Raw genomic sequence first — 22314 nt, 5'->3', positions numbered from 1 at the left:
CCACCCCGCCCCCGCCCTACTTCGCGAACCGGATCCCCCCGCCTCTCGTGAACCGGATCCCCCGTTCAGACGCGGCCTCGACTCCCCGCAGTGCCGGCGGCGTCGCGTCATTTGTGCAGCTCGTGGAGATGAGGGGCGGAGCGTGCGCGTGACTCAGGGCTGCGCCGGAGAGGCGCGTCGGGCCTGAGAGAATGGGCGGTATGGATATCGAGCGCAGGAACAACGTTACTGTGACGGGCAACCCGCAGGGGCCGACGGTGGTGCTCGCTCATGGGTTCGGGTGTGACCAGAACATGTGGCGGCTGACGCTGCCTGCCCTGGTGAACGATTACCGCGTGGTGCTTTTCGACTACGTGGGGTCGGGCCGCTCGGACCTGTCGGCTTTCTCGGCAGAGCGTTATACCTCTTTGCAGGGTTACGCCAAAGACGTGGTGGAGATCTGCGAAGCGCTCGACCTGCGCGACGCGGTGTTCGTGGGCCATTCCGTCAGCGCGATGATCGGGGTCCTGGCGGCCGCGACGGCTCCGGAGCGTATCGGGGCGCTGGTGATGGTCGCTCCCTCTCCGCGGTACATCGACGACGACGGCTACCACGGCGGGTTCAGCGCTCAGGACATCGACGAGTTGCTGGCGTCCCTGGAGGCGAACTATCTGGGATGGTCGGCGGCGATGGCACCGGTGATCATGGGGAACGACGACCGGCCCGAACTGGGCGAGGAGCTGACGAACAGTTTCTGCGCCACCGATCCGGATATGGCGCGCGTTTTCGCCCGGACCACGTTCCTGTCGGATTCACGGGATGATCTGAAGGGTGTGACAGTGCCGACGCTGGTACTGGAGTGCACCCAGGACGCCATCGCCCCGCGGCAGGTCGGCGTCTTCGTCCACCAGGCGATCCCCGGCTCCAAGCTGGTCACTCTCGATGCCACGGGGCACTGCCCGCACCTGTCGGCGCCGGAGGCCACCAACGAGGCGATCACAGGGTTCCTGGCGGAACTGCGGTGATGTGCCGCTCAGGACAGCAGTCCGGCGCCGGCGACGAGAAGACGTCGTTCGCGGCATTCGCCGGGCTCCTGGAGGACAGCGCCGAGGAACTCTACGAGAGCGCACCGTGCGGATATCTGTCCACGTTGATGGACGGCACCATTGCCAAGATCAACACGACGCTGCTGGACTGGCTCGGCCTGGATCCGGAGACGGTCGTGGGGCGCCTGCGCTTCACGGACCTGCTGACCGTGGGCGGCAAGCTGTACCACGAGACACACTTCGCACCTCTGCTCCGGATGCGGGGCAAGATCAGCGGAATAGCCCTGGAGATCAAACAGGCCGGTGGCGGCCGGATTCCGGTGCTGGTCTCCTCCGTCGTCAAGCACGGCAGCAACGGGGAGCCGCTGCTGATCCGTACCACGGTCTTCGACGCCCGGGACCGCCGCGCCTACGAAGAGGAACTCCTGCGGGCCCGTAAAGCGGCCGAGGAAGCACACAAACAGGCGGAGGCGGACCGGGCCCGGCTGCAGGACGCCCTGGCCGTGCTCCAGCAGTCACTGCTGCCCGCCACCCTGCCGCTCGTGCCCGGCGTGGAGACGGCCGCCCACTACCGCACCGCCTCACCCGACCGCCTCGGCGGGGACTTCTACGACCTCTTCCCCATCGACGGCAAACGCTTCGCCTTCTTCCTCGGCGACGTGTGCGGCAAAGGCCCCCAGGCGGCCGCGGTCACCTCCCTGACCCGCTACACCCTGCGCGCCGCGGCCATCCACGACCCCGACCCCGTCTCCGCCCTGTCCACCCTCAACAAGGTGCTCCACGAGCGTTTCACCGGCGACGATCCGCGTTACTGCACCGCCGTCTTCGGCATACTCGAACCCGACCCCGTGACCGGACATGCCGCCGTCCGAATCGCCTCGGGCGGCCACCCCCCGGCCCTCGTCCTGCGGGCAGACGGCACCGCCGACTTCCTGCCCACTCCGGGCGGTCTCCTCGTCGGCATCCTGCCTGCCGCGCGCTTCACCACCGCCACCACCACCCTCGCCCCGGGCGACACCCTCCTGCTCTACACCGACGGCCTCACCGAAGCCCGCACGGGACAGGACCGAGCCGCCCTGTACGGAGACGAAGCGCTGCGCACCTTCGTCACCGGCCACGCCGGCAAGCCCCCCGAGGCCGTCATCCAGGCACTGACCGGCCTGCTGGACGACTTCGGTGACGGCCTCGACGACGACACCGCCCTGCTCGCCCTCGGCGTTCCCGCCACCGGCCCCAGAAGGGAATACATCGAATGAGCCCGCTGAAGATCACCACCCGAGACGTCCTGACCGGTCCCGTACTGGAGATCATCGGCGAACTCGACTACGCCCATGCCACGGAGCTGCGCGACCTGCTCCCCACGCTGCCGCTCCAGGCAGGCCAGCGCCTCATCCTGGACCTCGCGGGCATGCAGTTCTGCGACTCCAGCGGCATCGCCGCCCTGATCGCAGCGCGCAACCACGCCCAAGCCTTCCATGCGGACATCGCACTCGCTGCCGTCCCTGCCCATACACTGCGCATCCTGCGCGTGGTCGGCCTCGACCAGATATTCGCCCTCCACCCTGACAGCGAGGCCGCCACCGGCGCCTGACCCGTGGAGCGAGCCTCACCAATCGATGTTCCGCACCCGTCTGCTCGCTCGGCTGATTGAGCACACGGCCGGCTGAAACGGCCCTGGTGGCGGGAGTTGCGATGCGAGACCGAGGTCTCGGACGAGCGTGCCGGCTTCCCTGTTCCTCGACGAGCCCGCGGAACCCGCTCCCGAAGGGGCCTCGGCCGACGAGGATCGTCCATCGCGGCTTCCGGTCGTCCGTGCGCGGACCGGTGAAGGGTGGAGCGCGCCCGCCGGTACGGCGTGGCATGAGTGCCACCCAGTCACCGTCGACGGGCCGACGGCCTATTCCGCCGCCACGAGCCGCTCGACCGCCGCCGTCACCAGTTGTTCACGCTCTGCCTCGGTGAAGACGTCCGGCAGGGTGAGCTGCTCGACGATCAGCCAGTTCAGAGTCAGCATGAGCAGCTTGACGGCCAGGGCGTCGCCCGGAAGGCCGGAGGCCTCGTGGTAGGCGACGTTGGCGTCGACATCGGCCCGGACACGCTCGGTGAGTACCGTGCGCAGCTCGGGGCGGCGCGTGGCCTCGAGGCGGAGTTCGAGCAGCGCGAGATAGCCGGTGCGGAAGGAGGCGACGCGGCTGACCAGTTCACGCATCAGCTCCGCGTAGGTGTCGCGGTCGCGGCCGGCCGACTGCTGGCGGGCGATCATGGCCTCGTCGGGCTGGAGCCGCTCATAGACACGGGCGCCTGCCTGGGTGAGCAGGCTGTCGCGGCTGGCGAAGTAGTTGGACGCGGTGCCGACGGGCACGGCGGCCTCCACATCCACCGCCCGGAACGTCAGGCCCCGGGCGCCTTCCCTGGCCAGCACCTCGATCGCAGCATCGACGAGGGCGGCGCGCCGCTGGTCGTTCCGCCTCACCATGGACACCACTCCAGCCGCATATGACGCCAGACCACTACAGCGAGAGTACTGCACCTGGAGTCATCATGGACAGGAAAGCTCGTGGACCACGTCGCCGCGACGCTCGACGGTCGCACCACCGGCCCGGTGGCGAGTCCGGCTCCCCCCACCAGGCCACGAGAGGCGGGCCCATCCCTGCCGGAGTACGGGGGTGGCCAGCGTGCGGTCAGAGGGGCTGGAGCCGGGTGTGCAGGAGGCAGAACTCGTTGCCTTCCGGGTCGGCCAGGACGTGCCAGCTCTCGGTGCCGGTCTGGCCTACGTCGGCGGGCCTGGCGCCGAGCGCGAGCAGCCGCTCCAGCTCGGCGTCCTGGCTGCGGTCGGTGGCGCTGACGTCGATGTGCAACCGGAGTTTGCCGGCTTGCGGAGCGCTGTTGGGGCTGAGGACGAGCGTGGGCTGCGGGCCGCCGAAACCGGCGTCGGGTGGCCCGATCTCGATGCTTCCGTCGTCCTCCCGGCCGAGTTCCACGTAGCCCAGGACCTCGCTCCAGAACGCGGCGAGCCGCTCCGGGTCGGCGGCTTCGATGACCAGCTCACTGATGCGGCATGCCATGCCGCCACTGTACGTGGAGGCCACACCAGGCGGATATCGGCCGGCAGGCCCTACTGCCAGGAGGTTCGCAGCTCGATTCGTTCGGTTCGTCCGGTTCGTGGAGGGGGCGCAGAACTGGCTGCGGAAGTGGGTGGCCGGCGGCCCTGACGGGCAGTCCCGCCGTCCTCGGCCAGGCGCCACCTCACGCATGGTCCTGGCAGACAAGGCGTCCCCACGCGCTGTTCACCGTGGTCTCTCCGAAGCCATGGCGAACCGTCGTGATTGCCCGGGCTGCCGATCCGACCGATCTGCTGATGCGCCGGCACGCCGAACTCGGTCGGTCGACCCGCCTAGGCCTTGCGGACGAGTAGGTGAACCTCCTGAAACTGCCGTCGGTCGGTGGGCTGAGGTTCGCGCACCAACCGGGCCACCTCGGCCAACCCGGACTCGCGCAGCATCGCGGCGAGGTGGTCAGGCGACCACCGATAGGCTGGCGCGACTGCGTGATCGAAGGCCTGCGTCGGGTGAGACGGGCCATCGCTCGCCGAGAAGCCGACAAGGAGGTGGCCTCCAGGTGTCAGCACACGGTGGAACTCCGCCAGAACGGCAGGGAGTGCTCGCGGTGGGGTGTGGATGACGGACCAACGGGAGAGTGCGCCGCCCAGCGTGCCGTCAGCGATGTCCAACGCGGCCATCGAGCCCACCTGGAACCGTAGGTCCGGATAGGCCTGTCGAGCCAGCTCGATCATCGCAGGAGAGGCATCGACACCGAACGCGGTCAGCCCCAGCGCGTCCAGATGTGCGGTGACATGACCAGGCCCGCACCCGAGGTCCGCGACCTGACCGTCCCCGCCGGCACGTACGGCCTCGGCGAAGGCACCCAGCATCGCGCGGTCCAGAGGGCTGTCATTCAGCGTGTCGCGGAACAGCTGCGCGTATGTGGGGGCCACGGCGTCGTACGCCTCGCGGGTGATGTCGAGGGCATCGTGTTCAACCATGCCGGCGACAGTAGTGGCCGGCGCAGACAATCACGATTTTCCCTGGCGTCTGGTGGGGCGCAGCTGCCTGCCGCCGGTCGAACGGTGTGTGGCCACCACCCGCGGGTGGTGGCCACACACCGTTCGACCGGCCGTCGGGACCGTCTCCGGTCCGGTGCGAGAGAAATTCAGACGTCCTGCCTGGCCCGTGCCATCTCGCGCACCCGGCCGCGGACGAGGAACCAGCCGCCGACCAGCGCCGCCGCGATCACCGGCAGGAGCATCACGGTCGTCCGGCCGACACCGCCGCCCCACCACATCAGGAAGACCACACCGACGAGGAACAGGAGTGTGACGATCTGCGTGTACGGGGCCCACGGCAGGCGGTAGGCGGGCCGGGTCACCCGCCCGTCCTGCGAGCGGTTCCAGAACACCAGGGAACAGAGCATGATCATGCCCCAGGTCCCGAGGATTCCGATCGACGCGACGTTCAGCACGATCTCGAATGCCTGGCCGGGCACGACGTAGTTCAGCCCGACACCCAGCACCCCGAAACCCGCGGTCAGCAGAATGCCGCCGTAGGGGACCTGCCCCTTGTTCATCAGGCCCGTGAAGCGGGGTGCGGAACCTGAAAGGGCCATGGAGCGCAGGATGCGGCCGGTGGAGTAGAGGCCGGAGTTCAGGCTGGACAGGGCGGCGGTCAGCACGACCAGATTCATCACGCCGGCCGCGCCCGGTACGCCGAGCTTGTCCATGACGGTGACGAACGGGCTCTGGTCCCCGGAGTAGGCGGTGTAGGGAAGCAGCAGGGCGAGCAGCACCACCGACCCGACGTAGAACAGTCCGACCCGCCACATGATGGAGTTGATCGCACGCGGCATGATCTTCTCGGGGTTCTCGGTCTCGCCGGCGGCGACGCCGCACAGTTCGACGGACGCGTAGGCGAAGACGACGCCCTGGATCACGAGCAGCATCGGAAGTGTGCCGACGGGGAAGACGCCGGTGTCCGAGACGGTGGACAGTCCGGGCGTGTGGCCGTCCACCGGATGCTGGGTCACCACGAGGAACACGCCGATCAGCATGAAGGCGACAAGGGCCGCCACCTTGATGATCGCGAACCAGAACTCCATCTCGCCGAAGTACTTCACCGAGATGAGGTTGGCCGTGAGCACCACGGCCAAGGCGATCAACGCGAGGATCCACTGCGGAATGTCACTGAACATGCCCCAGAAGTGGGCGTAGGTCGCCGCCGCGGTGATGTCCGCGATCGCAGTGGTCGACCAGTTCAGGAAGTACAGCCAGCCGGCCGCGAAGGCACCCTTCTCGCCCATGAATTCACGGGCGTAGGAGACGAAGGCACCGGACGACGGGCGGTACAGGATCAGCTCACCCAGCGCGCGCACGACGAAGAACGCGAAGACACCGCAGACGGCGTAGGCAATCGCGAGGGAGGGCCCGGCGTCGGCGAGGCGCCCGCCCGCACCCAGGAACAGCCCGGTGCCGATCGCACCGCCGATGGCGATCATGTTGATGTGACGGGACTTGAGGTCCTTGCTGTAACCGGCGTCGCCGGCGTCCACGTGGGGGGAGCTCGCCGCCGGTGTGGCAGCGGCGGGCTGATCGGCTGCTGTGATGCTGCCGTCACTCATGGAGGGGGTTCGCCTTTGTGAGGGGAAGATGGTCGGTCCCGGCCTGGCCCGTGGGGGAGGGGCCTGGCTATGGCTCGAAGGCGCATCATCAGGAACCCTGTGATTCTGGCAGTGCGCTGTGCCTGGCGAAAACAAATCTGAGGTATTTCAGAGGTTTCGGCACAGTAAAATAGGGGTGCTGGTGGCCGAGCATGAGGTGCGAGCATGATCAGGCAGCGCTCGGCAGTGCACAGCCGTGCATGGGGAGAGGGCGCTCCGCCCCTGACCCATGCCCGCCCCTTCGCACCCGGCTCCCCGTGTCCAGGCAGATGCATGGATGCGGGAGCAGGGGGCAAGGTGGGGGCATGACGACGACACTCGGTGCCTTTGTGCTTGGGACTCCTGATCCGCCCGCGCTCGCCGACTTCTACCGGGCACTGCTGGGCTGGCAGGAAATCGAGCGCGAGCCCGATTGGGTCCGCCTGCGGGCGCCCGAGGAGGAACGCCCCAGCCTCAGCTTCCAGCTGGAGGCCGACCACACGCCCCCGGTGTGGCCCCAACGTGCGGGTGCTCAGCAGATGCAAGCGCACCTGGACCTGCTGGTCGACGACCTGGACGCGGAGACCCAGCGAGCGTGCGCCCTGGGCGCGACGCTGGAGGAGCACCAGCCTCAGAAGGACTTACGGGTCCTCCGCGACCCGCACGGCCACCCGTTCTGTCTCTTTCTCCCCGGTGCCTGACCGACCCGGGCCCGGTCGCCTTCGCGCGGATGACGGACATCAGGTCATCCGGACGTCACGAAGGCGGCGTCACGACGTCCGGCGGCCGGCCGCGCCGGCGCATCGGATCGGCACCGACTGTCACCGGTACATCTTCTGATATCTCGCGTAGATCACCTGCTGCCACCAGTGGGTCACCTGCTGTCTCCGGCAGGTCACCTCTCCACTCGGCCCTGAGGGCGCCACTGCGATCGACGGCGTCAGCCACGGCAACTCGGGTGCCCGATCCTCGGGGTCGCACGGATCGTTCACGATGCCACTCCGGGCGGCGGCCTCACGCGGCGCGCGCATGGGCTGCGGCCAGTGCGGCCATGGTGGAGGTGGCCGCCACGGCGATCACGAAGCCGCCGTGTGCGCCGTACGCGTCCACCGCGCGGCCGGACACCGCTGCCGCACCGGCCGAACCCGCGGCGCTCGCCGAGTTGAGCCAGGTGAACGCCTGGGTGAGAGCTGCTGGTTTCACGGACGCCGTAGTGAGTACCGAGGAGAGGATGAGGATCGGGGGGATGGCCAGGCCGGTGGCAGCGAGCGCGAGCCCCAGTTCCGGGCCTGATCCGGCAGCGAGCAGTGGCAGACAGCTGAGCGCCAACCCGGCCGTCGCACACGCCAGTTGTACCGCAGGAGCGCCACGCCACCGACGCAGGCCGTACAGCCATCCGGCCAGCAGGCCGGCGCAGTTCGACACCGCGTACAGCGGCGCGGCCGAGTCCGCCGCGCCGTGCTCCACCGCGAAGGCCGTCACCGAGACCTGCATGGCGCCGAAGTACAGGCCCAGGGTGAGGTTGACGCCGACCTGCGCCACGAAACCCGGGCGACGCAGCGAGCGGCCTGCGTGCCTACGCTCAGCAGCGCCGGCCGTCGCAGGCGATGTGCGGCGCTGAGCGGCGAAGGCCATCCCGCCGCCCACCACCAGAACGGTGGCCAGCGTCATGCCGTGTGCCGGGTCGCTGCTCGCTCCGACCGCGGTGACCAACGCCGGACCGACCAGGAAGCACAGCCCGTTGCCGAGCGATTCCAGCGCGAAGGCGGTGGGCAGCGCAGGGGCCCGCTCGCCTTGCAGCAGAGCCGACCAACGGGCGGCCGACAGTGCGCCGAGCTGCGGGATCGTCGCGCCCACCGACGCTCCGGCTGCCGTCATCAACCAGATCGGACGGGCGTCGGCGACCAGGGTCAGGAGCGAAAGCACGGCGGCGCTGTGGGCGAGGAGGACGGGTGGCAGCACGCGGGTCTGGCCGAAGTGGTCGACCAGCCGGGCGAGTTGCGGCCCGACCAGTGCCTCGGTGACGGAGAAGCCGCCGGTCACCAGGCCGGCCACGGCGTAGGAGCCGGTTCGGCCGTGTACCAGCCAGATGATGCCGAGGCCGGTCATGGCGATGCCGAGGCGGCCTGCCGTGGCGGTGAGGAAGAAGGCTGCGGCACCAGGGGTGCGCAGCAGGGTGTGATAGGTCGCCGAAGACACGGCGCGTCACTTCCGCTGCCCGGCGGGGCGGACCGCACGGGGTCGCCGGCGTCCTCATGTGCCGACCCGTGGTCATCGCCTGGAATCGTCCAGTGCTGGCGTGGAACAGGGGCGCGCACCCCACGCCGACTCCGTCACCGGGCAGAAATCTCTCGAGTTCGTCTCGGGGTCTGCGAACACGGTGAGTGTAGGCCCCGGGCCGGAGGTCGTCCAGATGGTTGGGCGGCCGTGACGGACCGTGTGGTCGGCGCTCCGTTCCGGGGGGCACCGCTCACCTGGCTCAGGTGTTCAACGGAAATGTTTGTAAGATCTCTGTGCATATTGTTAACAATCTTGTAGCGTGCGTCTCGCCTCGGTTCTGAGGTTTCGGTGAAGCACTTGGTGCTCAACGAGGGGAGACCCTATGCAGCGGCTCTCGGTGTTCTTCGGGCGCGACGCACGCGAACACCCCGCGGGTGTTCGGGCCGGGCGTCCTGTGATCCGCAAGCGCCTCCTGAGAGGCATGGCGGTCGCGGGCTCACTCGCCCTCACCTCGCTCGCGTTCCCGGCTTCCGTCGCGGCGGCTTCCGGGGCGGCCCCGCCACGGAGCCACATCCATGCCGCGGACCCGGAGGACGCCGCGCTGGCCTTCGACTCCGCCGCGTACACGACGATCAGCGTGACCGTCGACGGTCAGCCGATGAACGTGCGTGCGTACAAGGAGATCTGTTACGTCGCCAAGCCGGTCGCGGCGGCGGCACAGCAGCCCGGCGGTCCCGGCGGCGGCAGCACCACGATCTCCAACACCGCCTGCGGCTACCAGAGCATGAACGTGTTCGTGCCCGAGAGCGCCTTCGGCAACCAGCGGGCACCGATCTACTTCGCGGTGAACAACAGCGGCTGGATGGCCAGTTACATCAAGGCGAGCGTGACCGGAGGTGCGTCCTACAACAGCTCGACGAGCACCGTCGGCGCTGCGCTGAAGGCCGGCTACGTCTTCGTCGACGTCGCCGACCGAAGCCGTGGACTGGTGGGTGCCGATGGCTCGTCCCCCGGCAAGGCCCCTGCGGCGGTGGTCGACGCCAAGGCCGCCGTCCGCTATCTACGCCTCAACGACACCACTATGCCTGGTAGCGCCGAGCGCATCGCCGTCAACGGCACCAGCGGCGGCGGTGCTCTGGTGTCGATCCTGGGGGCCTCCGGCAACAGCGGCGAGTACGACCCTACCTCGCCCGGATCGGTGCCGCCGGCGTCGACGGCAAGGGGCACAGCACCCTCCGCGACGACGTCTTCGCCGTGAACGCATACTGCCCGATCACCGACCTCGGCAACGCCGACAGGGCTTACGAGTGGCTGTACAACATACTCGGCACCCGCGACGAGACCGGCGAGAACACCTCGCCCGAGGACGCGGCCGCGATCGCAGCCCAGTTCCCGGTGTACGAGAACAGCCTCGGGTTGCACAACCCCGACGGCTCCCGGCTCACCGCGGCGAACATGATCGACACCATCGAGCAGGAGGTCATCAACTCCGCGGAAACGTACATGAAGGGCGACGCCGCCCACACGATCCCGGCGATCGGCAGCACCTTCGACATCCAGTCCGGCGGCTTCGGAAGCCCGCCGACCACCAAGTCGTACGTCAACGACTGGATCGACGTCGACAACAGCACCGACAAGGTGCGGTCGCTCGACATGAAGAAGTACCTCGCGTTCGTGGTCACCCAGGCCAGGCTCAAGACGACACCCGCCTTCGACGCCGTGGGCGTCAACGGGGACACCACCAGCGGCACCGAGACCAACCTCTTCGGCCCTCCGAACCAGAAGTACATGAACTACACCGAGTACAGCTGGGACCACAACGACGTCGCAGGTGACGGCAGCGGGCTCGACGACACCGGCCTGACCTGGGATCAGTACACCAGCAGGCGCAGCACGACCGTCGACGACCAGATCCACCTGATCAACCCGATGGACTTCATCGGTACCGGCGCCGATACCGCGCCGAACTGGTACGTCCGCAACGGAACCCGCGACCGGGACACCTCGTTCATCGTCTCCATCAACCTCGATCGGGCCCTCGAAGCGGACAAGCAGGTCAAGGAGGTCGACTACCAGCTCGCCTGGAACCAGCCCCACGCCGGCAACTACGACGTGCCCGAGGCCATGGCATGGATCGCCGAGGCCGTCCGCAAGGCCGGAGACCCGCTCACCTCCGGGCACCGCGGATAGGCCGCGCCCACGAGCCGGCCGGCCCTGGCGAGGACACCGTCCTTCGACCGTAGCGGTCTGCGCGCCCCGCCGCCCTGCCGCCCCGCCGTCCCTTCCGTATGACGGCGGGGCGGCTTCGGCCGGTCACCGCGGAGTCACCAGTTCTTGTACTCGACGTCACCGAGGTCGCAGAACGAGCAGTCGGGGGCGAGGAAGTCCTCCGTGCGGCGAAAATCCTCGTCAGCCAGGTGCCATCGCAGCCAGGCGGTAATGATGTGCTGGCCGTTGCGGGTGGCGAGGATGTGGTCGGTGCCGTCGAGGATGCCGAACCACACCGGCACGTCCGTACCGGTGTAGTCGCGTTCCACGTTCGCGGTGGCGAAGTCCTCGTCTCCGCCGATGTAGAGGGCCGGGTTGCGGAGGTTGTCCGGGCCGTTGCCGTCGAAGGAGCCACCGGCCACGTGGACGGTGGTCTCCAGCCGTGGGTCGTCGGCCACGTCGAACGTTCCGACGGACCCGCGGGAATGGCCGCCGAAGGCTACTTCGGAGGTGTCGAGGTCCTGGTACAGCGGACTGCTCGGACTGGCGTTCTGGTCCTCCAGCCAGTCGAGGGCGTCGACCATGTAGTCGCCGCTGCTGGACGAGACCTCGCTGTAGACGACGAACCCGTGCGAGGCCCACTGGCGCAGCATGTCCTCGTAGTCGGCGGGATCGGAACCCGCCCCGGGGCCCCAGACGAAGATCGGGTGGTCCACACCGTTCCGCCCGGCGTCTGTCGGGTACACGAGCCACCCGCTGTCGTCGGGGCCGGCGGAGTTGTCGACAGTCACCGTGTACGGCCCGGGCTCGGTGACGTCGTCCACGGGGGGCAGCGACCCGGTCGGAGGGTCGGTGGGGTGTCCGCCACTCGCGGCCTCGACGAGGACGTCGTCGACGGTCAGCGTCTCCAGGACGCTGTTGGCGCCCAGCGAGAACCGCAACCGCAGGTCGCCGCCGTCGGCCGCCGCCGGCAGGCGGAACGACACCGCACCGGTCGCGGCGCGCGTCGATTCGAGCGTGATGAACGGGCCGCCGTCGACCGAGTAGGCCACGGTGAAGGTCTCACCGAGGTCCAGGCCTGACGCCGCACGGGTGTAGGACACCGTCACGTCGCCGTACCCGGTCAGGTCGATCGGCGCGGACGTCAGGGAAGGGGCGGCTGACAGGGACCCACTGAGCCGGGCGCCGTAGGTGCCGGTCCTGACGGAACCGGTAGGAGTGAAGGTGCCGAACCCGTCGGAGAAGTCCTCGCTGTAGACCGAGGTCGCTGCGGAGGCGGGGGTCGTCATGGCGCCGGTGACACCCACGGCCATGAGGCTGATGGCCGCAGTGCCGAACACTCGCAGGCGCCCGCTGATGCGAGACATGTCTGGAATCCCTTCTGGCCACGCCGGTCGATCGCGTCGGCGCGCCGCTCGTCGGTGAGTCGTGCCTGCTGCCGATCACCGAAGTGGCTCCGGGATCGGCCTGTGCCGATTGAAGCTGCTGAGCGTGAGAGGGGAATCAGCGAAATCACCGGTGTCCCCGACGACCGGCGTGCTTCCCGGCCAAACGCGCCTGCAGCGGGGCCTGTCGAACGGGTGCCCATCGCGCTGTGAAACAGCGACTTCTCGTCCTGCGCCGGGCCGATCAGCTCCACCTACACCTACACCTGTCCGTCTGTCACCGCACGGTCGTGGGCTATTCTGCGATGCGCTCCGGACATTCCGCACTGAGATACCGCCGCTCCCACATGTGCAGGCACTGCACCCTGTACTGCGGTCCGTGGTGTCCAGCGCGGAGTGTCCTCCGCAGGGGCGGTGTATGCACGCGGCATCGGCCGCATTATGAGTGGGGTGGGGATTGTCCAGTCATCGGCTGTCCAAAAAGGGCCGCTACATCGTCTGGGCGACGACAGGTGTCGTCGTCGCCGCGGGCGCCGGAATCGCGGCGCAGACCTCCATGGCGGCTACGCCGTGGCCTGCGCAGAAGACCTTCACCGGCCGGGCGTTCGATGCGTGTACAGCGCCCTCGCTCAACGCCATGAAGGCGTGGAACACGAAGTTCTACGGTGCCGCTGCTGTCTACATCGGCGGCAAGAACCGCGGGTGTGCCCAGCCCAACCTGACGGCGTCCTGGGTGAAGTCGGTCAACTCCACCGGCTGGAAGCTCATTCCGCTGTACGTCGGTGCTCAGCCACCTTGCCAGAAGAGCGCGAACCCGGAGAAGTTCACCGCGTCCACGGCTGCCGCCGTCGGCGCGAGGAACGCCAAGGACGCGGTGGCCAAGGCATCCGCGCTCGGGATGAAGGCCGGCAGCCCCATCTACCTGGACATGGAGCCGTACGACGTCACCAACACGGCGTGCAACGACGCCGTACTGGCGTACGTGCGCTCCTTCACCAAGACGTTGCGTAATGCGACCTACCGCGGCGGTTTCTACGGCTTCAGCAGTTCCAGCGCGAAGGCCATCGCCACGGCGAAGAACAAGACGGACCTGCCGGGTAACCTCTGGTACGCGCTGTGGGACAAGAAGAACACGACCACCACGGACTGGCCGTGGAATCCCGCTCTGTTCACAGGCCACAGCCGGGGCCATCAGTACATGGTCAACAGCAAGGAGACCCGGGGCGGGTACACCATCACGGTCGACCGCAACGCCTGGGACGCTCCTGTAGCCATCATCGGCTGAGAGGGCCCGAGCCGAGCGAGGTCCCGGCCGGTCGGGGAGGCCGGCCGGGAGCCCCGCGCGACTGGCGGCAGCCGGTGCGCCGGCGCTGATCACGGGTGGTGCGATCGTGATTCTGGCACGCAGGCGCAGGGCCCACACCAGAGGCGCGTGCTGACCTGCTGAGCCCGGGCGGCGGCGCGGGCCGGCGTCCCGGGTCCGGAGGGGCGCCGGCCAACCCTGCGGGGCCGCCAGGCCGCCCGGGCGGGGGCCGCGAGGCGGCAGGCGTGGATGCCGACCGTTGACCGACGCGGTGCCCGGCCGGACGGCATCGGGCGCGAAAGGAAGGACTCGCTGCGGCGCCGGGCCGCCGGCTTCCGCGGTCGGCGGAGGCGGTCCCGGCGCCGACCCGCCACGCCGGCCCCTGCCCCTGGCGAGGGCCGGAGCCACCGACCTGACCGGCATGGCCGGAGGACCGATCGCGCCGCACCGGCCGCCCCTACCGGCCGTGCCTCGTTCAGCTCGCGGACGAGCTCGCCCGGGGCGGTGCCGGGGCTGGCCGAAGCTTCGCGCCCGGGTTTCGCGCCGGGGCTACGCGCCACGGCGGCGGCTGCGCAGAATAGGCCGTATGACGACACCCGCGGATCTGTTCCGCTCCTTCGCCCGCACCCGTGCATCGCTCGACGGCGAGGAGGTCACGTACTGGTGGTCCGGAGACGTGTACTCCTGGGGCCCTGACGAGCCGTACCAGCGCCTGTTCGGGTTCGAGGGGCTCAACGTCGCCCGCCTGGTCCAGGACGCCGAAGCCGGTCCGGACACCTACCGCTTACTGACCCGCGAGGCCGCCTTCTACCTGGACCCCGCCACCCGCGAGATTCTGGAGACCTGGCAGGGCCTACCGGTGGTGCACGTCTGGAACGACCCGGCGAACCAGAAGTGGCGCCCCTTCCCGATTCCGACGACCGAACTCGGCGGACAGGTCTGCTTCAGCCTGGAGATCCCGCTCGCCTACCCCTCACCGCTACCGGTCGCCGATTACCCCGATCACTCGGCCGGCGACACGTACAAGGCCCTTGAGCTGTTCCAGTTCTTCGCCGACCGCGCCGATCTGGCCGGTCCGGCTCCCAGCGTGCCGGCCACCATGTCGTGGACCCGCATGTCCCCGTGGCTCCCGTGGATGGCCCGCGGCCAACGGCCCGGCGGGCTCACCTTCCACTGCCGGGGCCGCAAGCTCGGCTCGTACGCGGAAGTCCCCGGGCGGACCCGTGCCTACATCGCCGACCGCCACCCGGAGTTCGCCCAGGCCCCGGAGAAGTGGAGCGAGCCGAACGAGACCAGCTGGACTTACTTCCGCACACTCAACCCGCCGAAGTGACCACCGGGCTTCCCCCGCAGCCCGGCCGCCCCGGGCCCCGGCCGTGAGGCATGGCCGGCACCCTCGGCCGTGAGGCATGCCCGCAGGCGCCCTACGGCGGGGTGGGGTGCGTGCGACGGCGGCGGAAGACGCCGGCGATCTGGTGAAGCCGGCCGGACAGGCCGGGGGAGGGCCGGAGCGTGCCGACGGCCATGACGGTCCCCTGGCCGCAGTCCGTCGAGCGGGTCCCGATGATCGCGGACGCGACGGCGCTCAGTGCGGCATCACCCAGCTCGGCACCCACGTCCCGGCCGCGTCGTGACCGGCCGCCGTGGCGGCGAGGTGGGCGCGGAGGGTGGCCAGCGCCGGGTGCGGGTTGTCGCGGCGCCAGAGGAGCGAATGCGGGTACACGGGCACCGGGTCGGTCACCGGGATGCGGCGCAAGCCGTGGTCGGCGGGCCAGACGAGCCGGGTCAGCCCGCCCATGAACGTGGCCAGGGCAGGGGTGTCTGCGACGGTGTCGAGCAGTGCGTCGGAACCGAAGTTCGGCCCGGTCGCCTCGATGGTGAGACCGAACTCGGCGACGAGGTCGTCGTAGTAGGCCGCCCACTCGGTCCCGGGGACGATGCCGGGCATCCAGATCCGGTGTCCGGCGAGCTGTGCCACGGTCACCGAGCGGGCGCCTGCCAGCGCGTGGGCGGGGCCGGTGAGGAGCTGGAGCGGTTCGTCGATCACCCGGACGGACGCGATGTCCTCGGCAAGGGGCCGGCCGGGTGCGGCGACGGCGCGGAAGGACGCGTCGATCGCACCGGACCGGACGGCGGCGACGGCCGCCTCGATGTCGAACAGCCACACCACGTCGAGTTCGATCTCAGGGTGCGCGCGGTGGAAGCCGCGCATCAGCCCCGACGCCGCGCTGCGCGAGGCGATCACGTCGACGCGCAGGGGACGGCGGTCGGCGCGTACGGACCCGACCGCACGCTCGGCTACGCGCAGCAGCTCGCGCGCGTGCGGTAGGAACGCCTGCCCGTCGATGGTGAGCCCGGCGCCGCGCGCGGTGCGGTTGAACAGCCGCACGCCGAGGTCGCGCTCCAGCGCGGCGATGCGCTTGGAAACGGCCTGCTGGCTGACCGCCAGTTCGGCGGCGGCCTCCTGGAACTGCCCCGCGTCGGCAGCGGCGACGAAGGTCCGGACGGTGTCGAGGTCCACGCCCTCACCCTAAGGCCACAACGGTTGGTTGTGGCCGGACGGCCTTGCGGTTGTTTGCTCCCTGGCTGTGGGGCCCGCTTTGATGCATCCGGTCGCGGATCGGTTGTGTGGTGAGCGGAGAGGAGCATCGGGCATGGGGAGCGGGCACCGGCCGGCACATCTGCTCCGACATCGGCTCGGGCGCCGGTTCGGGTGGCTCTGGGCGGCGTACGGGACCAGTGCCCTCGGCACGTGGCTCGCCTTCGGCGCGTTCCCGCTGATCGCCGTCCGGGTGCTGCACGCCGGACCGGCCGAGGTCGCGGCGCTCTCCTCGGTGGGGGCTGCGGTGGGCGCCGCAGTGGCGGTGCCGCTCGGCCCGTGGGTGGAGTTCCGCCGCAAGCGCCCGGTGCTGATCGCGACGGACCTGGCGCGGTGCGCGGCGCTGCTGACGATTCCCCTCGCGTTCGCGCTGGGCGTGCTCACCTTCCTTCAGCTCCTGCTCGTGACGGTCGTCGTCGCCGCGGCCGACATCACCTTCCGCGCCGCCTCCGGCGCGTACCTGAAAGCGCTCCTGCCGGCCGGGGACCTACTCGTCGCCAACGCCCGATTCGAGTCCACGGCCTGGACGACCACGATCATCGGACCGCCGCTCGGCGGCGCGGCGATCGGGCTCCTCGGTCCGGTGGCGACGGTGCTGGCCGACGCGGTCAGCTACCTGCTCTCCGCCCTGGGCATCCGCGCCACGGGCGGTCACGAGCCGAGGCCCGAGCGCCCCAAGGAGGCACGCGTGCGGGCCGGGGACCTGCTGGACGGCTGGCGGTACATCCTCGCCGACGCGACGCTGCGCCCCCTGTTCTTCAACACCACCCTGTTCAACGGCCTGGTGATGGCCACCTCGCCGCTGCTGGCCGTACTGATGCTCGGCCACCTCGGGTTCACACCGTGGCAGTACGGCCTCGCCTTCGCCGCACCCTCGATCGGCGGGCTCCTCGGCTCCCGGATGGCCCGACCGCTCGTCACCCGGTTCGGGCAGCACCAGGTCCTGGTCGTGGCCGGCACGCTCCGCGCGATCTGGCCCGTCGGCCTGGCCTTCCTGACGCCGGGTACCGGTGGGCTGCTGCTGGTGACGGGCGTCGAACTGGGGCTCATCTTCTGTTGCGGGGTCTTCAATCCCGTCTACGCCACCTACCGCCTCGAGCGCACCGAGGGCGACAGGGTCGCCCGCACGCTGTCCGCCTGGGCGGTGACGACCAAGGCCTCGACCGCGCTCCTGACTGCCGGCTGGGGCGCCCTGGGCAGCCTCCTCGGCCCGCGTACGGCCATCGGCCTGGCCGGCGTACTCCTGCTGGCGACCCCGCTGCTGCTACCCCGCCGCGCGGCAGCGCCTCTCCCCGAGCCGGAGCCGGGACCGGGCCGTGCCTGACAGGCCGCAACGGCCGTCACCGCGACGGGGCCGAGCCGCCCCACCTTGCTGACTCAGGCGACCGAGGGGAGCCCGACTGCCGTACCGCTGTCCGCGCGTACGGGTGCGTCGGTGCGAGCGGTGATGTCCGCGAGTGTGACGCCAGGGGCGGCTTCCACCAGCACGAGGCCCTGATCGGTCACGTCCAGTACCCCGAGGTCGGTGACGATGCGGTGAACGCACCGCCGGCCGGTGAGGGGCAGCGTGCACTCGGAAACGATCTTGGGGCTGCCGTCCCTGGCGGTGTGCTCCATGAGGACGACGACGCGGCGTGCGCCGTGCACCAGGTCCATGGCTCCGCCCATGCCCTTGACCATCTTGCCGGGGATCATCCAGTTGGCGAGGTCGCCCTGCGCCGACACCTGCATGGCACCCAGGACGGCGGTGTCGATGTGACCGCCGCGGATCATGCCGAAGGAGAGAGCCGAGTCGAAGAAGGCGGCGCCGGGCAGGACGGTCACGGTCTCCTTGCCGGCATTGATGAGGTCCGGGTCGACCTGGTCCTCGGTGGGGTAGGGGCCGGTGCCGAGGATGCCGTTCTCGGAATGGAGGACGACGTGGACACCGGGCGGGATGTGGCCGGGTATGAGGGTGGGCAGGCCGATACCGAGGTTGACGTAGGAGCCGTCGGTGAGTTCTGCGGCCGCGCGGGCCGCCATCTGATCACGGGTCCAGGCCATCAGGTACGCACCGTCCTCTTCTCGATGTGCTTGTCGGTGGCCTGCTCGGTGCTCAGACGTACGACCCGCTGTACGTAGACGCCGGGCAGGTGGATCGTCTCGGGGCTCAGCTCGCCGGGTTCGACGAGTTCCTCGACTTCGGCGACGGTGACGCGGCCGGCCATGGCCGCGAGCGGGTTGAAGTTGGCGGCGGCCCGCCGGAAGACGAGGTTGCCGTGGCGGTCGCCACGCCAGGCCCGGACGAGAGCGAAGTCGGTGGTGATGGCGTGTTCCAGGAGGTACGGACGCCCCGAGAAGATCCGTGTCTCCTTGGGCGGTGAGGCGAGCGCGACCGGCTCTGTCCCGCCCGCCTGCCGGGAGGCGTCCGCAGATGCGTACCGCCACGGCAGGCCGCCCTGCTCCACCTGGGTCCCGACACCGGCCGGGGTGTAGAACGCGGGGATGCCCGCGCCGCCGGCCCGCAGGCGCTCGGCGAGCGTGCCCTGTGGGGTGAGCTCCACCTCCAGCTCTCCGCCGAGGTACTGCCGGGCGAACTCCTTGTTCTCACCGACGTAGGAGCCGGTGACCCGGGCGATGCGCCCCGAGGCGAGCAGCACGCCGAGGCCGCGGCCGTCCACCCCGCAGTTGTTGGACACGACCTTCAGACCGGTCGCCCCCTGGTCGTACAGGGCGTTGACGAGGACCTCGGGAACTCCGGAGAGGCCGAAGCCGCCGACGGCGAGAGAGGCACCGTCCGGGATGTCGGCGACCGCCGCGGCGGCGCTCACGCTGACTTTGTTCATGTACGCGTTCCTTTCACGAGAGGCAAGGGGGGCACGTCGAAGGCGAGGCGTGCCGGCCGCGTCCGGGGCGTCGGAGATCGGTGTCACCGTGCCGTCGCGCCGTTTCGTTCCACGGCCTCCAGGCGCAGGGCGTCCGACACGGACTTCACGCCGCCGTGTGCGGTGAGGCCGCCGTCGACAGGGATCTCCGCCCCCGAGATGAAGGAGGCCCGGTCGGACAGCAGGAAGACCACCACCGGAGCCACTTCGTCGGCGCTTCCGGTGCGCCCCAGCGGTGTCTCGCGGATATTGGCTTCCCGGAAAGCCGGGGCGGCGGAGGCGGTCATATCGGTCTCGATGTAGCCGGGATGGATCGTGTTGACACGGATTCCGCGGGGACCGAGCTCCAGAGCCGCCGTCTTCGACAGTCCCCGCAGAGCCCACTTGCTGGTCGTGTAGGCGACCGGGTAGTGAGCGGTGAGGGCCGCCGAGGAGCCGACGTTCACGATTGAGGAGCCAGGAGGCATGAGGGGCGCGAGGTGCTGGATGCCGAGAAGCGGACCGGTGACGTTGACCGCGTGCACGCGTGCCATGTCCTCCGGGCGTACGTCGCCGACACGGGCGCGCCAGGTGATGCCGGCGTTGTTGACCAGGCCGTGCACCTGCCCGTACGTCTCGCGGAGTTCGGCGGCGAGTTCGGCCCAGTCCTTCTCACTGGTGACGTCCAGGCCGCGGCAGCCGTCCACGGGTTCGACGTCCGTCGCGACGACGTGGGCGCCCTCGCGGGCGAGGGCGGCAGCCTCGGCGGCGCCTTGGCCACGGGCCGCACCGGTGACGACGACGACCTTGCCGAAGAGCCCTGTGGGGTCCCGGCGGGTCACGGCCGCTCCCGGCGCCGGCGCCGGCCCGCCGGCAGGGGACGGGGTTCGGTACCGGGGACCACGGTGCTGGTGAGCGTGCCGATGCCCTCGACGGTCAGGCTGACGGTGTCGCCCGGCCGCAAGGGCGGCGGGCTCTGTTCGCCGCGCAGGCCCCACAGCTCCGCGAGGCATCCTCCGTTGCCGCAGGTTCCCGAGCCGAGGACATCGCCCGGCATGACGCGCGTGCCACGGGACGCGTAGGCGGTCATCTCCTCGAAGGTCCAGCTCATGTTGGACAGCAGGTCCCTCCCGACCGCCTCACCGTTGACCTCGGCGGTGAGCGCCAGGCGCAGGAAGCCGTCGGCGTCCCGGTAGGGCTCCAGTTCGTCCGCGGTGACCAGGTAGGGGCCCAGGGTGGTGGCGGTGTCCTTGCCCTTGCAGGGGCCGAGACCGACCTTCATCTCCGCCGACTGGAGGTCGCGGGCGGACCAGTCGTTGAAGACGGTGTAGCCGACGATGTGGGCGCGGGCCTGTTCGGGTGTGAGGTCGCGGCCCTCGCGGCCGATGACGGCGCCCACCTCGAGTTCGAAGTCCAGGGCGGAGGAGCCGGGTGGCACGGGTACACCCTGATCGGGGCCGTAGACCGCGTGGGGATTGGTGAAGTAGAAGGTCGGTGCCGCGTACCACTGCTCGGGCACGCCCGCGGCGCCGTCGACGGATCGGCGTACACCCTCGACGTGTTCCTCGAAGGTGACGAAGTCCCTTATGGAGGAGGGCTGAAGAGGAGGGAGCAGGCGAACGCCGGAGATGTGGGGACCGGCCGGCACATCGAGTGCCGCCGCACCCGCGGCGAGCAGTCCGGGCAGACCGTCGGACTCCGCCAGAAGAGTGGTGAGCGAGGAGACACCGGGCAGCGGAAGGAGGGTGCCGTCCTCTTCCACGACGGCCACTCTGCGGCGGTGCTGGTGCTCGTAGGCGGCGAAACGCATGGTGGGACTCCTGGTGGGGCGGGGGCAAGGGGAAGCGCGCAAGGACGTGGCGACCGCGGCGGGGCTGCGGTGGCTGCCGCACGGGCGCCGCGGCCCCGGCGACCTCCTTGAACGGACTTTCCTCGCGGGGATGTTCGGGAGGCGGGGCTCCGGGAGGCGCCAAGGGCGGGAGGCGCGGAGGCGCGGAGGCCGCCGGTGGGCGCCCGCGCCGTCGACCGGGGGCGGCGGCGCGGGCAGAAGCGGGTTGCGCGCCCTGCGCCGTGCCCCCGGAGCAGGGCGGGTCAGACGGGCGGGGCGACGAAGCACCCGCGGTCGGGGTCGTTGAACGACTCCTTGGCGACGATCTCGTTCATCGCGTTGGCCGTTCCCCACTGGTCGGTGACCTCGGGCCGGGAGAAGTCGTAGACGTGCGGGTGCCAGGTGTCCTCGTCGAGGTTCTCCAGTTCGGTCGTGTACTCGACGGTGTTGCCATGGGGGTCGAGGAAGTAGGTGAAGGTGTTGTCGCCCGCCATGTGCCGGCCGGGGCCCCAGATCTTCCGGAATCCGGCCCGCATGACCCGGCCGGAGCCCCGCATGTACTCGTCGATCCCGCGCATCTCGAACGAGACGTGGTGCAGGGCGGTGTGCGGTCCCTGCGCGATGGCCATGGAGTGGTGCTGGTTGCTGATCCGCATGAAGTGCATCACCTCGCCCATGTGCGGCGAGCTGAGAGTGTCCGAGAGGGCGAAGCCGAGGTGGCGCTCGTACCACTCCCGGGTGCGGTTGAGGTCGGGGGAGTTGAGGACGACGTGGGAGAGCTTGACCGGGATGGCCTCCTTCTCCTCGATCTTCCTGTGCTGCCGGACCTCGACATCGGCGGAGACCTCGATGGTGCGGCCGTCGACGTCGAAGAAGCGGAAGCCGTACCCGCCGCCCGGGGTGTCCACGACGCCTGGCTGGGAGATCAGCTGCACACCGGCGGCCAGGAGCCGTTCGGCGAGGGTGTCCACGTCGGCAGGGTTCGCGGCGCCGTAGGAGACGAGGTCGAGCCGCTTCTCCTCGGCCCTGCGGAGCCGCACGACGTACTGCTCGGGGGATCCCTCGGCGGCCAGGAAGGAGATCCCGGAGTCCTCGGCGGCTTTGGTGAGGCCCCAGACCCCGCCGTAGAAGTCGAGTTGCTTGTCGTAGTCCGGCACCGCCAGGTCGACGTGCCGCAGGTGGGTGAGCAGACGTGTGCTCATGGTGGGTGCCTCC

22 protein-coding genes are annotated in these 22314 nt (G+C 69.9%); 9 read left to right on the top strand and 13 right to left on the bottom strand.

Annotated features, from left to right (window positions below):
- The first annotated feature begins 200 nt into the window (after positions 1–200).
- From QFZ58_RS01605 to QFZ58_RS01595, 3 genes are read left to right on the top strand one after another with little or no spacing between them, the layout of a single operon-like run.
- A complete protein-coding gene (locus QFZ58_RS01605) occupies positions 201–1004 on the top strand; it encodes an alpha/beta fold hydrolase (RefSeq protein WP_307123059.1) in 804 nt (267 codons plus the stop codon).
- Positions 1004–2281: a PP2C family protein-serine/threonine phosphatase gene (locus QFZ58_RS01600; RefSeq protein WP_307123058.1), complete on the top strand. Its 1278-nt coding sequence runs from the start codon at positions 1004–1006 to the stop codon at positions 2279–2281. The genes QFZ58_RS01605 and QFZ58_RS01600 overlap by 1 nt, the downstream gene beginning before the upstream one ends.
- Entirely contained in the window at positions 2278–2616 is a 339-nt protein-coding gene (locus QFZ58_RS01595) for an STAS domain-containing protein (protein WP_307123057.1), read from the top strand. Before QFZ58_RS01600 ends, QFZ58_RS01595 begins: the two co-directional genes overlap by 4 nt.
- A gap of 306 nt (positions 2617–2922) precedes the next feature.
- Here QFZ58_RS01595 and QFZ58_RS01590 read toward each other — a convergent pair whose 3' ends face one another.
- From QFZ58_RS01590 to QFZ58_RS01575, 4 genes are all read right to left on the bottom strand, one after another.
- On the bottom strand, positions 2923–3501 hold the full coding sequence (locus QFZ58_RS01590) for a TetR/AcrR family transcriptional regulator (protein WP_307123056.1): 579 nt from the start codon (positions 3499–3501) through the stop codon (positions 2923–2925).
- A 205-nt stretch (positions 3502–3706) separates the two neighbouring features.
- Positions 3707–4090 carry a VOC family protein gene (locus QFZ58_RS01585; RefSeq protein ID WP_307123055.1) on the bottom strand — a complete coding sequence of 128 codons (384 nt, stop codon included), beginning with the start codon at positions 4088–4090 and terminating at the stop codon, positions 3707–3709.
- Positions 4091–4419: 329 nt separating this feature from the next.
- Positions 4420–5067: a class I SAM-dependent methyltransferase gene (locus QFZ58_RS01580; RefSeq protein WP_307123054.1), complete on the bottom strand. Its 648-nt coding sequence runs from the start codon at positions 5065–5067 to the stop codon at positions 4420–4422.
- Positions 5068–5234: 167 nt separating this feature from the next.
- Positions 5235–6695, bottom strand: coding sequence for an amino acid permease (locus tag QFZ58_RS01575; protein ID WP_307123053.1), 1461 nt, complete (start codon positions 6693–6695; stop codon positions 5235–5237).
- A gap of 344 nt (positions 6696–7039) precedes the next feature.
- Here QFZ58_RS01575 and QFZ58_RS01570 point away from each other — a divergent pair, with 344 nt between their 5' ends.
- Positions 7040–7414, top strand: coding sequence for a VOC family protein (locus QFZ58_RS01570; protein WP_307123052.1), 375 nt, complete (start codon positions 7040–7042; stop codon positions 7412–7414).
- Between the two features lie 313 nt (positions 7415–7727).
- Here the strand turns inward: QFZ58_RS01570 and QFZ58_RS01565 are convergent, their stop codons facing one another.
- Positions 7728–8912 carry an MFS transporter gene (locus QFZ58_RS01565; protein ID WP_307123051.1) on the bottom strand — a complete coding sequence of 395 codons (1185 nt, stop codon included), beginning with the start codon at positions 8910–8912 and terminating at the stop codon, positions 7728–7730.
- A 403-nt stretch (positions 8913–9315) separates the two neighbouring features.
- On the opposite strand from QFZ58_RS01565, the gene QFZ58_RS01560 reads away from it, so the two are divergent.
- Positions 9316–10191: a hypothetical protein gene (locus QFZ58_RS01560; protein WP_307123050.1), complete on the top strand. Its 876-nt coding sequence runs from the start codon at positions 9316–9318 to the stop codon at positions 10189–10191.
- Complete coding sequence (locus QFZ58_RS01555) at positions 10188–11123, top strand: hypothetical protein (protein WP_307123049.1); 936 nt, start codon at positions 10188–10190, stop codon at positions 11121–11123. The genes QFZ58_RS01560 and QFZ58_RS01555 overlap by 4 nt, the downstream gene beginning before the upstream one ends.
- Positions 11124–11257: 134 nt before the next feature.
- Here QFZ58_RS01555 and QFZ58_RS01550 read toward each other — a convergent pair whose 3' ends face one another.
- Entirely contained in the window at positions 11258–12508 is a 1251-nt protein-coding gene (locus QFZ58_RS01550) for a hypothetical protein (RefSeq protein WP_307123048.1), read from the bottom strand.
- Between the two features lie 475 nt (positions 12509–12983).
- On the opposite strand from QFZ58_RS01550, the gene QFZ58_RS01545 reads away from it, so the two are divergent.
- Positions 12984–13811 (top strand): glycoside hydrolase domain-containing protein, encoded by an 828-nt coding sequence (locus QFZ58_RS01545; RefSeq protein WP_307123047.1) that lies wholly within the window; start codon positions 12984–12986, stop codon positions 13809–13811.
- A gap of 604 nt (positions 13812–14415) precedes the next feature.
- Positions 14416–15162 carry a DUF1838 family protein gene (locus tag QFZ58_RS01540; protein WP_307123046.1) on the top strand — a complete coding sequence of 249 codons (747 nt, stop codon included), beginning with the start codon at positions 14416–14418 and terminating at the stop codon, positions 15160–15162.
- A 91-nt stretch (positions 15163–15253) separates the two neighbouring features.
- Here the strand turns inward: QFZ58_RS01540 and QFZ58_RS01535 are convergent, their stop codons facing one another.
- Positions 15254–15445: a hypothetical protein gene (locus QFZ58_RS01535; RefSeq protein ID WP_307123045.1), complete on the bottom strand. Its 192-nt coding sequence runs from the start codon at positions 15443–15445 to the stop codon at positions 15254–15256.
- Complete coding sequence (locus tag QFZ58_RS01530) at positions 15415–16350, bottom strand: LysR family transcriptional regulator (RefSeq protein WP_307123044.1); 936 nt, start codon at positions 16348–16350, stop codon at positions 15415–15417. The genes QFZ58_RS01535 and QFZ58_RS01530 overlap by 31 nt, the downstream gene beginning before the upstream one ends.
- Positions 16351–16483: 133 nt before the next feature.
- On the opposite strand from QFZ58_RS01530, the gene QFZ58_RS01525 reads away from it, so the two are divergent.
- Positions 16484–17752 (top strand): MFS transporter, encoded by a 1269-nt coding sequence (locus QFZ58_RS01525; RefSeq protein ID WP_307123043.1) that lies wholly within the window; start codon positions 16484–16486, stop codon positions 17750–17752.
- A 53-nt stretch (positions 17753–17805) separates the two neighbouring features.
- Here the strand turns inward: QFZ58_RS01525 and QFZ58_RS01520 are convergent, their stop codons facing one another.
- The 5 genes from QFZ58_RS01520 to QFZ58_RS01500 all read right to left on the bottom strand — a co-directional run bounded on the left by QFZ58_RS01520 (position 17806) and on the right by QFZ58_RS01500 (position 22301).
- Entirely contained in the window at positions 17806–18471 is a 666-nt protein-coding gene (locus QFZ58_RS01520; protein WP_307123042.1) for a CoA transferase subunit B, read from the bottom strand.
- Positions 18471–19253, bottom strand: coding sequence for a CoA transferase subunit A (locus QFZ58_RS01515; RefSeq protein ID WP_307123041.1), 783 nt, complete (start codon positions 19251–19253; stop codon positions 18471–18473). Before QFZ58_RS01515 ends, QFZ58_RS01520 begins: the two co-directional genes overlap by 1 nt.
- Before the next feature lie 83 nt (positions 19254–19336).
- Complete coding sequence (locus tag QFZ58_RS01510) at positions 19337–20113, bottom strand: SDR family NAD(P)-dependent oxidoreductase (RefSeq protein ID WP_307123040.1); 777 nt, start codon at positions 20111–20113, stop codon at positions 19337–19339.
- On the bottom strand, positions 20110–21081 hold the full coding sequence (locus tag QFZ58_RS01505; protein ID WP_307123039.1) for a fumarylacetoacetate hydrolase family protein: 972 nt from the start codon (positions 21079–21081) through the stop codon (positions 20110–20112). The genes QFZ58_RS01510 and QFZ58_RS01505 overlap by 4 nt, the downstream gene beginning before the upstream one ends.
- A 281-nt stretch (positions 21082–21362) precedes the next feature.
- Positions 21363–22301 carry a VOC family protein gene (locus QFZ58_RS01500; protein WP_307123038.1) on the bottom strand — a complete coding sequence of 313 codons (939 nt, stop codon included), beginning with the start codon at positions 22299–22301 and terminating at the stop codon, positions 21363–21365.
- Positions 22302–22314 lie beyond the last annotated feature (13 nt).

The organism is Streptomyces sp. B1I3 (assembly GCF_030816615.1).
GTDB lineage: Bacteria > Actinomycetota > Actinomycetes > Streptomycetales > Streptomycetaceae > Streptomyces.
Note: the sequence above shows the minus strand (reverse complement) of the source record. Positions and strands in the feature narration are given on the sequence as shown.